8 protein-coding genes and 5 pseudogenes are annotated in these 14,446 nt (G+C 43.8%); 5 read left to right on the top strand and 8 right to left on the bottom strand.

Annotated features, from left to right (window positions below):
* From JCM14505_RS06805 to JCM14505_RS06825, 5 genes and pseudogenes are all read right to left on the bottom strand, one after another.
* Positions 1-378: transposase (locus JCM14505_RS06805; RefSeq protein WP_156249858.1), on the bottom strand; the 378-nt coding region annotated here is incomplete at its 3' end.
* Positions 379-483: 105 nt separating this feature from the next.
* Positions 484-3,347 (bottom strand): annotated as a pseudogene (locus JCM14505_RS06810) (YfhO family protein).
* Positions 3,337-4,861: pseudogene (glpK, locus tag JCM14505_RS06815) on the bottom strand (glycerol kinase GlpK). Before glpK ends, JCM14505_RS06810 begins: the two co-directional pseudogenes overlap by 11 nt.
* Positions 4,862-4,923: 62 nt before the next feature.
* Entirely contained in the window at positions 4,924-5,109 is a 186-nt protein-coding gene (thmT, locus tag JCM14505_RS06820) for a 2-hydroxymuconate tautomerase (RefSeq protein WP_054653611.1), read from the bottom strand.
* A gap of 65 nt (positions 5,110-5,174) precedes the next feature.
* Positions 5,175-6,999 (bottom strand): annotated as a pseudogene (locus JCM14505_RS06825) (cation:proton antiporter domain-containing protein).
* Positions 7,000-7,058: 59 nt separating this feature from the next.
* Here JCM14505_RS06825 and JCM14505_RS06830 point away from each other — a divergent pair.
* Positions 7,059-8,444, top strand: a pseudogene (locus JCM14505_RS06830) (C69 family dipeptidase).
* 61 nt (positions 8,445-8,505) lie between these two features.
* On the opposite strand, the gene JCM14505_RS06835 reads toward JCM14505_RS06830, so the two are convergent.
* From JCM14505_RS06835 to JCM14505_RS06845, 3 genes are read right to left on the bottom strand one after another with little or no spacing between them, the layout of a single operon-like run.
* Entirely contained in the window at positions 8,506-9,342 is an 837-nt protein-coding gene (locus JCM14505_RS06835) for an alpha/beta hydrolase (RefSeq protein ID WP_054653613.1), read from the bottom strand.
* A gap of 1 nt (position 9,343) precedes the next feature.
* Complete coding sequence (locus JCM14505_RS06840; RefSeq protein ID WP_056995588.1) at positions 9,344-10,615, bottom strand: PTS sugar transporter subunit IIC; 1,272 nt, start codon at positions 10,613-10,615, stop codon at positions 9,344-9,346.
* Entirely contained in the window at positions 10,608-11,465 is an 858-nt protein-coding gene (locus JCM14505_RS06845) for a metallophosphoesterase family protein (protein ID WP_054653618.1), read from the bottom strand. The genes JCM14505_RS06840 and JCM14505_RS06845 overlap by 8 nt, the downstream gene beginning before the upstream one ends.
* Before the next feature lie 109 nt (positions 11,466-11,574).
* Here JCM14505_RS06845 and JCM14505_RS10455 point away from each other — a divergent pair, with 109 nt between their 5' ends.
* The 4 genes and pseudogenes from JCM14505_RS10455 (at position 11,575) to JCM14505_RS06855 (ending at position 14,317) form a co-directional block, all read left to right on the top strand.
* Positions 11,575-11,829 carry a hypothetical protein gene (locus JCM14505_RS10455; RefSeq protein ID WP_369395514.1) on the top strand — a complete coding sequence of 85 codons (255 nt, stop codon included), beginning with the start codon at positions 11,575-11,577 and terminating at the stop codon, positions 11,827-11,829.
* Complete coding sequence (locus tag JCM14505_RS10460) at positions 11,802-12,212, top strand: MFS transporter (protein ID WP_369395515.1); 411 nt, start codon at positions 11,802-11,804, stop codon at positions 12,210-12,212. Before JCM14505_RS10455 ends, JCM14505_RS10460 begins: the two co-directional genes overlap by 28 nt.
* Positions 12,213-12,279: 67 nt before the next feature.
* Positions 12,280-12,803 (top strand): annotated as a pseudogene (locus JCM14505_RS10465) (MFS transporter).
* A gap of 152 nt (positions 12,804-12,955) precedes the next feature.
* Positions 12,956-14,317, top strand: coding sequence for a hemolysin family protein (locus JCM14505_RS06855; protein ID WP_054653620.1), 1,362 nt, complete (start codon positions 12,956-12,958; stop codon positions 14,315-14,317).
* The last annotated feature ends 129 nt before the right edge of the window (positions 14,318-14,446 follow it).

Below are 14,446 nucleotides of genomic sequence, written 5' to 3' on the forward strand. Positions count from 1 at the left end.
ATTCCGACTTGCTTTCATTTTGGTAGAACCCCCGGTAGTTTTTAAGGTTTTACCGTCAGTATACTGTTTTATCCAACGTCTGAGAACACTATCACTAGAAATATCATATTTTCGGCAGCATTCTAGAAGAGAGAGGTGATTATTTAGGTAATCAAGGACTGCTTTTCTCTTTATATCCTCAGAATATTTTTTCCAAGAATGGGACTCTTTTAATCCAGTAATACCCCTTTTTTTGTATTTACTTATCCATAAGGATAAAGTTTTACTGTTAATCCATAATTCATTAGAAACCTGATTGATTGAATGTGTACCATTAATGATTTTTAATACAGCATTAAGTCGCTGTTCTAATGTATGTTTACTTGTTCGATTAGACATAAAAACTCCCCTAAAGTAGTTACGGAATTTTGTATAATTCCGTGTCTACTTTAGGGGGAGCATATCATTTTATCATAGCTGCATCGCTTTTTATTACTTAACGGCTTATCGGCGTTTTTTCACCATCGTCACAATCACAGCTAAGCCAAACCAAATTAAACCTAACCAACTAACCTGGCGACCAAGTTGTAACCACGGCGTTTGATAAGTAAATTTAACTTGATGCTGCCCAGCTGGTAAATAGACCCCCACAAACGCTGTATTCGTCCGTAGCGTTCGTTGTTGATGACCATCAACAAAAACCTTCCAACCAGTTGAATATGGAATTGACGACGTCAGAATTCCTGCGCGCGGTGTAGTAATCGCCCCTTGGACATAATCTTGCCCAAAGCGAACTTGCTGCAACGCATGGCGTTGAATTGTAGCAACTTCGGCTTGATACTTTGGTCCTAAATCAATCACAATTAACTTAGCCCGAATTTGATACGTCCCCAATTGATTACTGGTGACACTAATTTGCTTTGGGAGCTTATGTTGGACCACTCCCAAATTAATCACCGCATGCTTTACCACTTTATAAAATGATGTCCGCGTTTGTGGTGGTTGTTGCAACTCAAACTGCTTATTAAAGGTCAACGTATAACTTTGATCCGGTTGGCCATGCAAGAATAATTTCCGCCAATGAACATAATGTTGGAACTTCGTATTCACCGCGGTTCCAGGGCGTAATTCTTGTTCTTGGTCATGTTTAACCAAAAACTTAATCGTCTCCCGGCGACTAAACGGCTTAAATTTAATCTGCTCAATCGCTAACTGTACTTCACTTGGATGAGCAACTTTACGTTTGGTAGGTCGTAAGTAAGCCGTTGCTTCTGGATCCGTCACCTGCCAGTCGGCGGGGTTAAGCTTGGTTAAGCGATTCGAAATCCATTTAACTGGAACCGATTTAACATTGCCAGTTAAATCGGCGGTTAATAGTTGCCGCCGTTGCCGGTCCGTTAATCCCGCATTCACCACCACGCCGCTAGCCAACGCCCGTTCCTTGGCACTCATATTACTTGGCGAATGTTGAATTAGACGATCCTGCCAATACAGCAACGGAAATGCCTGCTTAGTTTGGTACCGCGTCGTTTGCGTAGTAACCAAATCTGCTTTAGAGGTCGCATCCGCTGCTTGACCATGATCAAAATCAACTTTAGGGGCCGTGGTTTGCTTAATTTCATATCCCGCTGGCACATCAAATTGATTCTTCGTGGTTGTTTGGCCAAATAAATCCTTCACGCCAAGGAAGTGATCCCATACCGTCCGGTTGTCTACCTGCTGCAACGGTACGTTCGTTTCATATTGACGATTCCCCAACTCGGTACTAAATTGACCTAAATATTGATTTTGTAGCGAAAAATACGACCCGATATTCGCTAAACCAGAGGTTAAATCATTATAATTTTTCTTCTGAGCCGTTGGGTATTGATCAACTAATGTATTAATCCGATACCCTGGTTGCCGCGTTAAGCTTCGATCAAGTCCACCATACCGATTAGCCACAATCGATTGGTATTCACCACGATTTAACATTTCCTTGGCATAGCTACCATCATACGGTAATACCGCGTACAAACCATTTAATAATGTATTCACCAAAATTAAACCAACTAACCAACCCCGGGCGTGCGATAAAAAGCCAGTGGTACTGGCCACAATCATCCCAGCCGTTAGTAACAAAGCAATTAGCGGTAAGAATAATTGATCATCATTTTGAAAAATAAAGGTGCCAATTAAGACCACCAAATACATAGCCGTAATGATGACAATCCATTTAACAGTCTGATGATCGAGCGTTGGTAAATCTTCGACTAACATCATCACACTAATCGCTAGTGGCAAGTACAGCAATAGCGTCCAACGATTCGAAGGTGACATTCCGCCATTAAACAAGGCTCCCACGGCTGGAATTAACATCATCACCAAGCCTAATAGGAGGCTCCAACTAATGACCGGCCAGCGACGTATTTGGCGATAAACATTCACCAACGCCGCCACGATGACACTCGTAACCCCCAAGGCCGACCAGTACATAAAATGCCAATCATCACCGTTAATCAATTGTTTCGGCAACAAGACATAATAATAAGCTGGATAGACCTTCAAGCCATTCGCAAAGGTCGCTCCAATCCGGGTCGAATGCGTAATCCCCCAAATTTCAGGAATTAACATGCCCGCCGTCACTAACAAACTCGTGACACTAGCAAATAAAAACTGTCCATACATTCGCCAATCAAACCAGCGCTCCCGATAATGCGTTCCCAACCTTAAAAGTAAGTATAGCCCACTCCCAATTCCTAAAATGAACGCTAAATAATAATTACTCAACAGCATCCAAATAAAGGTCAAAGTCAATGGCCAACTTGAGCCCCGTTGTAAAATTCGCTCAATTTGAACACTAAGACGGGAAACAGAATAAATGGCGTGGTAAAGAACGGCTGAGCGACACTGGCATAGATTAGGTAAGCATTCACGAGATACGTCATCGTCCCCGCCATGATGGTTAACGGCCGTTGCACTAAATGTTGGGCAAACCAAACAAAGGCTAACCCAACACAGTACATCCGCACAATGACAATGACTTGATACGCCAGCGTAATTTTCGCTGCCGGAAATAAAAGCGCTAGGTACGCAAACACATCACCTAATGTGTAATACGAATAAACCTGAAACGTATCAGTCCCTAACCCCCATTGAAAATTCCAATTGGGCCACGGATGACCAGGTTTCGTCAGCCAGTTCAAGACGGTTTGGCGGAAATTAGCTAACAATGGCAAATGCTGATTATACGCATCCGTATTCCAAATCAACGTATGCCCCGTTAGTAGCATTGGACCAAATAAACAACTCGCTACTAAAATAAACAGCACAGTGTATTGCCCATATAAGCGCCAATTAATCGGCCGTTTTGTTAAATCAAAGTTCATCTAACTCACCTACCGGCTGACTAAATAATTGGGTCGCCCGGATGGCTTGTTGCCACCCCGCATAAACGTGACTAGCCCAGGCAGCGGATTGTTGCGGCGTGTATTGCTGACCAGCATGACTTAATTGGGCTAATTGGGCTAAGTCATCCCAATAACCAACCGCTAATCCGGCTAAGAAAGCTGCCCCCAGCGCCGTGGTTTCCTCAACCGCTGCCCGCACAATTGGCGTTTGTAAAATATCCGCTTGGAATTGCAGTAATAAATTATTCCGCGAGGCACCGCCATCAACTGCCAGTTTTTGTAACGGTAATTGCGTTTCCTGCACCATCGTGTCAACCACGTCCCGCGTTTGGAACGCAATCGCTTCAATTGTGGCCCGGGTGATTTGGGCGCGGTTAGTTCCCCGCGTTAAGCCAAACATCGCTCCCCGAACATTTTGGTCCCAATATGGAGCCCCTAACCCCGTAAAGGCCGGTACCACGTAAATTCCGTTCGCGGATGGCGCTTGCTTAGCTAGCGCTTCTGATTCTTTTGCATCCGCAAAAAGCCTAACCCATCGCGGATCCATTGAATTGCGGAACCAGCCACAAAAACACTACCTTCCAGAGCATACGTAATTTCACCATTTAATCCATAAGCAATCGTCGTCAATAACCCATTTTTTTGATAACGTTGGCGTTGTCCCCGTATTCATGACCGTGAACGCCCCCGTTCCATAGGTATTCTTAACATCCCCTTCATGGAACCCAGCTTGCCCAAAGAGAGCCGCTTGTTGGTCTCCGGCGATTCCGGCAATCGGCACTTGAATCCCATAGAAGTGATAATCCGCAGTATAACCAAAGATATGCGACGAATCTTCCACCGTTGGCAGCAACGACCGCGGAATATCCAATAACGATAAGATTTCATCATCCCAATCACGCGTATGGATGTTATAAAGCATGGTCCGACTCGCATTCGAAACATCCGTGGCATGGACTTTGCCGTTCGTTAAATTCCACAATAACCACGTGTCAATCGTCCCAAAGAGTAATTCGCCCCGTTTAGCTCGTTCACGAGCGCCTGGGACTTGATCTAATAACCACTTAATTTTAGTGGCTGAAAAATACGAATCAATAATCAAACCCGTTTTTTTGGTGAATTAACGCTTGGTAGCCTTGATCAATTAAAGCTTGGGCAATCGCACTCGTTTGCTTGGATTGCCAAACAATCGCCCGATGAATGGGTTGACCGGTTTGTTTATCCCAAATCACCGTTGTTTCCCGTTGGTTGGTAATTCCAATTGCCCGGACCTTATATGGTGGGATTTGCGCCTTGATAACGACTTCATTCAATACTTTTTGGACACTATCCCAAATTTCGTTGGCATCATGTTCCACCCACCCAGATTGTGGGAAATATTGTGGAAATTCTTCTTGCGCAATGGCTACTACTTGCCCAGCATGATCGAAAATAATCGCCCGTGAACTCGTCGTCCCTTGGTCAAGGGCTAAGACGTATTGTTGATTATCCATGTATATCCTCCAAAGAAAAGGGCTGGGAAAATAACTCCCAGCCCCTTTTAAGCATCGCTAGCTTACTTTTCGTCGGCCATCTTGCCGGCAACACTGTAGCGGTCCTTCTTCATTTCATTTAAGACAATGTGAATCCGTTCGGCCGGGACGTTAGCATTCTTGGCAATGGCTTCCGTGACGTCCTTAACTAAACCACGTAATTGTTCATCACTCCGGCCTTCAATTAAATCAATGTGTACTAATGGCATGATTATTACCTCTTCAATATTTTTGCCTAATTTTACCATAAAGACTAGTTAACACGCAATTTCAGCTAATTTTCGCGTCCTAATAACCGCCGAATCTCTTGCACATCTTCATGATGATCAGCCGTAAAAATAATTCGATCCCCATATTCAATTGGCGTTTGACCATGGGGAGCCAACCATTGTTTGCCCCGCCGAATCCGACTAATCGTCATATGGTTAATTAATGGCAAGCCCATTAATGGAACTCCAGCATACCGGTGATTCCGCACTTGAACTTCGTAAAGCCCACTATCATTATTTTCGAGCATTTGTAAAATCGATGGCGATTCAATCAATTCCCGCATCACCGTGGCGTTGACGTGATAACTATTTAAAATTTCGACTTGGGCAGCCCGCAATTTCGGCGTCACCTCAGCACCGTGGCCGGATCTTGGAAACTCGCAATAATCCGGGCCGTCGTTAATGGTCGACTCGCCAAGGCTAATTGGGCATTGATTTGGTCTTTCACCCCAAAGACAATCACATCAGCATCCAAATAACCTGCCCCTTGTAAGTTTTCCACTGTTAACTCAGGCATTAATGTTAATTCCCTAAATTCTGAGTTATAAACTTGATATTTTTCTGCACTATTGGTCACCATCCGCACATCATAAAAATCACGTGACAGTTTTTGCGCAATCGGAACGGTTAAAATATTAGCTCCGACTAACACCACGCGTTCTTTCACTTGATCAGCTGGTCGCAATTTAAAGACAGTATTAAATGTAATCGGAGCAATTAAACAAACAATTAACGCCGCTAACGTAAAAGCATCGGCTTGGACCTGAGTAATGGTATGCAAACTTTTAGCTACTTCTAACGCCGGCAAAACTAACGTAATCGTTGTCACCGTTAAAATACCGCCAGCGGCCGCGTTCCGCCACCCAAAGGCTGTTTTAAAAACTAAGATTGACCCTAATTTCGCAATGATTAAACTCCCGACTAGTAATGGTACTAATTTGAGGGCGGTCGGACTCTGAACCAATCCCCACAAATCAAATTTAACCCCCGTCATGATAAAGAAAATCGGAATAAAGAAACCATACCCAATTGAAGTCAGTTTATCCATCGTCACTTCCGTGGGTTCAAGTAACTTCATCACCATCCCAGCTAAAAAGGCCCCTAAAATATTTTCCGCACCGACTTGTTCCGCCACCAAGACAAGCGTAAAAATTAGAAAAAAAGGCCAGCCGAATATCTAATTGGGTCGTCGCCTTGGTCATTTCACTAAACCATAGATAAGGTTGCCGGAAACGTTTCAGTAATAAAATCGCAACGAGTAACGGAATCACCGTTAACCAAATCCCCGCTAAGTCGCCCCCATTTAAGGAGCCATAAATCGTGATCATCACCATTGGGAAAATTTCACCCAGCACGGCCGTTAATAATAACGTTTGCCCAATCGGCCGACTTAAAATTTCTTTTTCCTTTAGGGTGGCAATCACTACCCCCATTGCAATCGTCGTTAAGACAATCATGATAAAAAAACCATCTTTAATAATGCCGCTCCGTTGCATGATTATCCCAATTAACCCGGCTAATAAGACATTGACCCCAAACGCTCGGGTGGCTAATGACATTGGTTTGATTGTCGTCGCCTCACTCGGTGATTTTTTTAAAGAGGCTAAAATCAATTTCCATCCCCGATAAAAACATTAAAATAATCACTCCGAGCGTCGAGAGCAAGGTTAATGATTCATTCGAATGGACAAATTGAAAACCACTTGTCCCAATCACCATCCCGATTAAAATTTCGGCAACTGCTGTCGGAATTGCATTAATTTTAAACCGCGCCATTAGAATTGGGACTAACAACGCTGCCAACATGACAATTAAGAGTGAAATTTGCATCTATCTTACTTTCTCCCTTACAATTAAGTTTGTAAATCATTATAACATGAGGATAAATTATGAACGCTTTAACTGCTTGTACCAGTATTTTAATTGGTAAAAACGCGAGCGCCGACCACTCCATCATCATTGGCCGGACCGAAGATGCCAAACCAGCTTGGCCCAAACATTATGTGGTTCATCCCGCTGGTGAATTACCCACAGAATTCATTTCCAAGGAAACTGGAGTGACCATTCCCTTGCCTACCCCGAGTTTTCAATATAGCGCGACGCCCGAATGGACTGATGAATTTGGGCTATTTGAAGAAGCCGGATTAAACGAATTCGATGTCGCCATGAGTGCTACGGAAAGTGCCTATAGTAACGAGGCCGTCTTAGCCATGGACTTATTCTGACCACGGAATTAACGAAGAAGCCATGGTCACCATCACCCTGCCTTTGTTAAAACGGCCCGGGAAGGTGTCCAACGCTTAGGCCAATTAATCGCCCAATACGGAACCGGTGAAAGTAATGGCGTGCTTTTCGCTGACAATGACGAAGCTTGGTACATGGAAATTGGAAGTGGCCATTTATGGGTTGCCCAACGCATTCCCGATGATGCTTATGCCGTGGTTGGCAACCAATTAGCCATTCAAACGATTAAATTTGATGATCCAGCTAATTTTATGTATCACCCCGAGTTGTTAGCTAAAACAACGGCAGCCGGACTATATCAACCGGGAACCCCATTTAATTTCCGCCAAATTTTTGGTACCCGGGCCGATAAAGATGCCCACTATTCAACGCCACGGGTTTGGTATGGGCACCGGATGTTCAGCGCTAGCCAGGTTACGGAAGAAACTCCTGAATCACAGACCTTGCCCTTCTTAATGCACCCCGATCAACCGTTAACGTTGCAAGATGCGCGGGATTTCTTAACTTCCCACTATCAAGCAACGCCCTTTGATCCCGTTGGCACGGGGACAGAAGCGCAACGCCACCGTTATCGTCCCATCACCCTCGCCAAAACCCAAGAATCCCACTTAATCCAAACTAATCGCACGGGGAACAATATTTTATGGTTAGCCATGGGTGTCGGCGTGGAAAGTCTATTTGTGCCATTCTTTAATGGCATTACTGATACACCCCCAGCTTATCAACGGGGGGGCTTACCGGCAAGCTTAGATAGTGCTTATTGGATTTACAAACTGGTCGGGGTGCTAGTAGAACGCGACCGCACCGCCTACTGGCCGCAATTAGTTCAACTCCAAACCGAGCTCAATGATTATTTAGCCCAAAGTGTCGCCGACCTAGACCGCCAAAACCTGACGCCAGTCGAACTCACACAGGTCAACTTAGACTTAGCTAACACGGCGTTAAAACATTTTGAAGCGCTCGCAATGGAATTATTAGTTGCCCAAACTGATTTGAGTCCCTTTAATTACGATACCGATGCTAATTTATAATTAATTGCAATTGAAAACTGGTCACCAATTTGCTGGTGACCAGTTTTAGTTAATGCTTAATTTAACTTTTCGGGTTATGTAATAAATACTCTTGCATCAAACGAATGATTTGTTTATTTTGCGGCAAATTAGAATGTTGGGCCCCAGTACCGGACACCGTTACTGTACTATAAGCTGCTACTTGCTTTTGAAAAATATACTTAGCGGCCTGCGCACTTGCTTCTGGAACTAAGCCATCCGAAGTATAGCTTTGCGTCCCAATCACCACTAACACCCGCAATTGCTTCGGTAATTGCGAACGATTTTTGATTAAATCATTGAGCATCTGGGTTCGATTAGCAACTGAGGTTTCATCAAAATTATATGGCGTCCCCACCGTCATCAAATTGGAAACGGTAATTTGATTTTGTAAATCAGGATAGTCAAGTTCCAACCACCGAGTCCAAATGAGCCCACCATTGGAATGGCCAAACGCCCGAACTGTTTTAAAATTGTAGCGATTCATCAAATCCCGCATCGCTTGGTTAAATAATTCCGTTTGTTGCTTAATATTCCGGTAACCATCATGGTTATTTTGAAACCCAACCACAATAATCGGAAACCGATCGCCCGACTGAAGTTTCCCCGTATACTTGATGGTTCCATCATTCATAACCTTGACCTTTAAAATTGTATGCTGATGCCGTTCCACGCGATTCAAACTACGAACGAGTTCATTAAAGCGATCAATCGAAGCCGAACTGCCTGGAATCATAATCACCGGCGTCATGTTAGCCTGCTGGCGTTTCATCAATGCTTGGTGGTTATGACGCATCCATAACCAAGTTGGCACTAATAAGACGGCAATTACAATCAGTAAATTAAAGACTAGTTGCCAATTAATTCGTTGTCGTTGCATATCACTTTCCTGACTTTAATTCTAAACTTGTGCCTAATGATTGGGCATAACGAACCAATGGTAAATATAAACCGACATCTAAGATTAGTAAGCCGACTACGACCAACCAACTGCGCCAGTCCCCATTCGTCATAATTAATGTATTTAACATTGTGGGCGTCAAATCCGGGGTCGTAAAAACCGGCGTCGCTAGCCACCCGAGCATAATTAAACCACTCGTAATCATAAAATTCATTAACGAAACCACAACCATTCCGCCTAACCACAACGGATTAAATAAAATTGGTAGGCCTAACATTAAAGGCGCTGGTTGATTAAACAGCACCGGAATTAAATTCCATTTTAATATCCGCTGGGTGGCGATGCGGGGCGTCACCAAGCTAATCGCAATTAACAAGGCCAACCAAGCCCCACTTCCCCCTAGGGCCACATAGGCATTATAAATCCCCGCACTGGTTAATGGATACGGTAAACTTTGGTGCGTTAACGCCGCTACTAAATTGGCCTGCCACTGTTGATTATTCGGCATTAATAAACAATTATTGGCATCGGCTAACCCAAGCCACTGTAGACCAGCGTAAAGTACGACTAAGCCCAAATCATTTCCCCAATGACGACTTTCGGTTAATAAATTTTGTATCCACGCTTGCCACCATTCAAAGCCCCCGATGGTACTCACCGTGTCGATTACCAAATGAAAGCCCAACATGACCACGATGCCAATTCCTAGTGGCCAAAAACTTGCTTGCACTCGTTGTTGAATTTGTTCGTGATAGTTGGTAGCTTCATCCTCAATTCGACCATAGCGGGCCAGTAACCAACTGACGCCCCACGCTAGCAATAACCACATTAATAAATATGGCAATCCGGCTAAGGGCCACTGCAAGGCTGCTCCCGTCGGTTTAAATTGGCATAAACCACCCACGCTAATTAAGGTCATCCCACCAACCATTAACCAAACGTCCCGCTGAAAGTAACGCGCCCAAAAATAAGCGCTAATCACCCCGCCTAATACGCCAATCCCACCACTGAGCATTTGACTTAACCAATTAGTCAACTGGCCTAAGTGCTCACTCCACTGCGGGCTAAGCCACTGTTGGGCATTCGTAACTTGATATAAATAACCATTGGGACTCCACCAGGCTTTGGTGAGGATATTAAAATATGTCCCAAATAAACTTAACGGATACAACACGATCATCGTTTGGTACCAATTTCTAATTGGTGGTAATTGATACCATTGTTTTAAGCTCTTTTGAAACCATTTAATCATTTGCTTCACCTAATAAGCACCGTTGAAAAGTTTGATATTGTTCTAAATAATGATGCTGGGCATTTAACTCGGCTAATAATGATTGGTTATGCGTATCAACACGGCCCGTATCAATTAAGCGCCGGTATAACTCTAAATACGGTACTCCCGCCTGGACCGCCCGTTGATATTCAACTTCCCGGTCATAATTCACATGCCGGAAATCCATACCAGCAATTCCAATCTCATCGACTTCTAAAATTAAATAATTAGCCCGCATATCCGCTTGTAGCCGTTGATGGTGATTAAATGGTTCCCCAATTGAGCCAGGATTTAAAATCATTCGTTCATCCGTTCCATACCGTAACAATTGATGGTGAACGTGAGCGTATAATGCCACGTCGACGTGTTCATCCCCCAATAACACATCAAAATTACTCGAATCATTCGTTGGAAACAAGGCTTGGCCATGATTAAAATCTGGTAAATTGTGACTAATGGCAAACGTTAAGGCGCCCCGCGTGACCACTTGGTGCAACGGCCACGCACTTAACTGATCAACCAGCGCTTGCCCACCTTGCTCGGCCACATATTGTGCCAGCCGCGCAAAATAAATCCGCGACGGTTTGGATAAATCCCCTTGTCCCCGACTCCCGTCAATGGCTAAATCATCCCAATTACCGCGCACACAAACACTGGGTTTCAAATCCGCCAACCGTTCAGCAATTTCTACCACCGCCGGGCCTGGCATGACGACATCCCCTAAACACCAGTATTCATCTACTTGGTGGACCTTGGCATCAGCAATTACGGCCTCCAATGCCGTCAAATTTCCGTGAATATCTGCAATTACCGCAATTTTATGTCCCATGCTCCACCTCGTTCGTTTTTTTTATTATTGTAGCACCTTCTTGTAACCGTGCAATTTTTTTACGGACAGGAGTAAACTAGAAAATGACTGTGAAGGGAGAATTTAATTAATGACGACAACAACCACTGACTTACCACGCAGCTGGCGCCAAACCTTTATCGTCCTTTGGCTGGGCTGCTTTATTACGGGGATGGGTTTCTCAATGACGATGCCTTTTATTTCCCTGTTTATTAATGAATTAGGCCACTTTAGCCACTTTCAACTAAACCTCTATTCGGGGCTCGCCTTTGCGATGACCTTTATCTCGCAAGCCCTGATTTCCCCATACTGGGGGGCTTGGCCGATCAAAAGGGGCGCAAATTAATGTGTCTCCGCGCGGCCGGGGTCATGGCCATTACGATTTTCGCCACTGGGTTATCAACTAACGTTTGGATGATTATTACTTTACGTTTCATCCAAGGAATCTTTTCCGGTTACATTTCTAATGCCACTGCCTTGATGGCCGGTGAAACCCCACATAACCGTTCCGGGCGCGTTATGACGGCCATGATGACAGCCGGAGTGACTGGGAATTTAATCGGGCCGCTCTTAGGCGGAACCTTATCGGGATGGTTTGGCTACCGAATTCCATTTTTTTATTACCGGTGGCTTAATGTTTCTTGTCTTCATTCTAACCGCCACCTTAGTAACGGAACATTTCACGCCAATTACGAAGGCCACCATGAAACCAATGCGCGAAATTATTGATGAATTACCAAACGTTCGGTTAATTGGGGTCATGTTCATTACAACCATGATTATTCAAGCATCTGTGATGTCAATCAATCCAATTGTCAGCTTATATGTTAAACAATTAATGCATAACCACGGTAATATTTCATTTGTAGCCGGGGTGGTGGCGGCCACTCCGGGGCTAGGAACATTGATTGCATCATCTCGTGTTGGACGAACCATGGATCACTTAGGTCCCCAAATCGTCCTCTTAACAGGTCTTGCCGTTGCCACCGTCCTCTTTATTCCAATGGTCTTTGTGACCAATCCTTGGCAACTAGCCTTTTGGCGGTTTTTATTAGGCTGGCCAATGCCGCCTTAACCCCCGCCGTTCAAACGATTTTAACTTTAGATACGCCGGCCGATGCATTTGGGCGGATCTTCTCTTACAACCAATCCTTCCAAGCGTCTGGAGCTGTCTTAGGTTCCATCGTCGGATCAGTCATTTCTGGGGCGTTTTCATACGAAATGGTCTTTATCGTCACTGGTTTGACCTTATTAGTCACCTTGATTCTCGTTTTTGTAACCCGCTCCAAAAATGATCCTAATTTAACTCCCAATAATTAAATTCACTGCTAATTAACGCTCCATCCGCATGTTATTGCTGTTGGGGCGTTATTGTTACGCGCTGGTGAATCACTCCCCTTTTTTTAATTAAATTTGCTATAATAATTTCGTTAATAAAACTAGTTATTTTTGAAAGGATGATTGTTTAATCTATGGACATAAATGTTACCAGTCCCTGGCCACCGATAATTATTATTTTTATCTTGGCGATTGCGGCGCTCTTTACTTTGACTGAATACTCACTAGTTAAGGTCCGTCCGACGGAATTAAAAGAACTAAAACCAACACGCAAGGTCAAAAATGCCTTGAAGATGTTGGACAATTTAACTGAATATCTCTCGACAGCTCAAGTTGGGATTACCATTACCTCCCTGATTTTAGGGTGGATCGGGGAAGAATATATTACCGATGTAATTCTTTACTTCCATCTCTTACCGGCTCAGGTTGCCAAAGATTTATCATCTGTGATTGGGATTTTAATCTTTACCTTCTTACATGCTGTCTTCACTGACTTAGTACCCAAAAACATCGCAATTGATAAGCCCGTCAAGGTTTTATTATTCATCGTCGACATGACGCGCTTCTTCCATATTGTCTTCTTCCCATTAATTTGGATTTTTGACCGGGTAGCGATTGCCGTGACTAAGATGCTCGGGTTTAATGCGCATCCAGATGAAGATATTTACTCAGAAAATGAAATTCTCACGCTTTCTAAGGAATCGGAAAAAGCCGGTGAATTAGAACGTGAAGACGTCTTATTCATGCAACGAGCCTTCAAGATGAATGATAAAGTGGCCGGTGATATTATGGTCGACCGGACGCAATTAGCCGTCATTGATATTACTGACACCATTGAAGACGCGGCCCGCCTTTATTTTGAAAAGAAGTTTACGCGGATGCCAGTCGTGGCTAATCATGATAAAGACCACATTATCGGGTACATTTTCTCGTATGACATCATGCGCCAAAACCAAATTAATCCGCAACAAACGATTCAAGTTATCACGCGGCGGATTCCAACCGTTTATGAAAATCAACCAATTACGGATGTCTTGCAAGTCATGATGCAAAAGCAAGTCCCAATCGTAGTGGTCCAAGATGAATACGGTGGTACGTCTGGGATTATTACTGATAAGGATATTTACGAAGAACTCTTTGGGACGGTCGGAGAAGAAATTGACCACGTTTCCGATGATATGATTGAACAAACTGGCACTGACAATCAAGGCAATACGACATTTGTTGTCTCTGGTAAAATGCCGCTCGATGACTTTATGCGTTACTTTGAAGTGCAAATTCCTCAATTTGAAACCGTCCAAGTTACCACATTAACTGGTTTCTTCTTGGAACAACAATATAATCTCAAGGTCGGGCAACCAATTCGGGTAGAAAACTTTAGCTTTACGCCGATGGATATTGAAAATCAATATGTTAACCAATTCAAGGTTACGCATATTAAACCTAAACCCGCACCAACAACGATTAATCCTGATGAGACAACTGAGCAAGATTAAGCTAAAATCGTCCGCTAGCCGTTATCATGCGACTAGCGGACGATTTTTAGTTTACTTAAATATTGCTGACCAGATTCGGCTCGCAACCGCAATTCCGCCAGCTTCACTCCAATGCAAATGATCACCGAA

The sequence above is a fragment of the Limosilactobacillus equigenerosi DSM 18793 = JCM 14505 genome (assembly GCF_001311375.1).
In the GTDB taxonomy this organism is placed as follows: Bacteria; Bacillota; Bacilli; order Lactobacillales; family Lactobacillaceae; genus Limosilactobacillus; species Limosilactobacillus equigenerosi.

Bases quoted from the DNA above. Each gene is read 5' to 3' on its own strand.
- thmT (WP_054653611.1), bottom strand. From the start codon at position 5,109: ATGCCATTAGTACACATTGATTTAATTGAAGGCCGGAGTGATGAACAA.
- JCM14505_RS06840 (WP_056995588.1), bottom strand. From the start codon at position 10,615: ATGATTAAATGGTTTCAAAAGAGCTTAAAACAATGGTATCAATTACCA.
- JCM14505_RS06845 (WP_054653618.1), bottom strand. From the start codon at position 11,465: ATGGGACATAAAATTGCGGTAATTGCAGATATTCACGGAAATTTGACG.
- JCM14505_RS06855 (WP_054653620.1), top strand. From the start codon at position 12,956: ATGGACATAAATGTTACCAGTCCCTGGCCACCGATAATTATTATTTTT.
- JCM14505_RS06835 (WP_054653613.1), bottom strand. From the start codon at position 9,342: ATGCAACGACAACGAATTAATTGGCAACTAGTCTTTAATTTACTGATT.
- JCM14505_RS10455 (WP_369395514.1), top strand. From the start codon at position 11,575: ATGACGACAACAACCACTGACTTACCACGCAGCTGGCGCCAAACCTTT.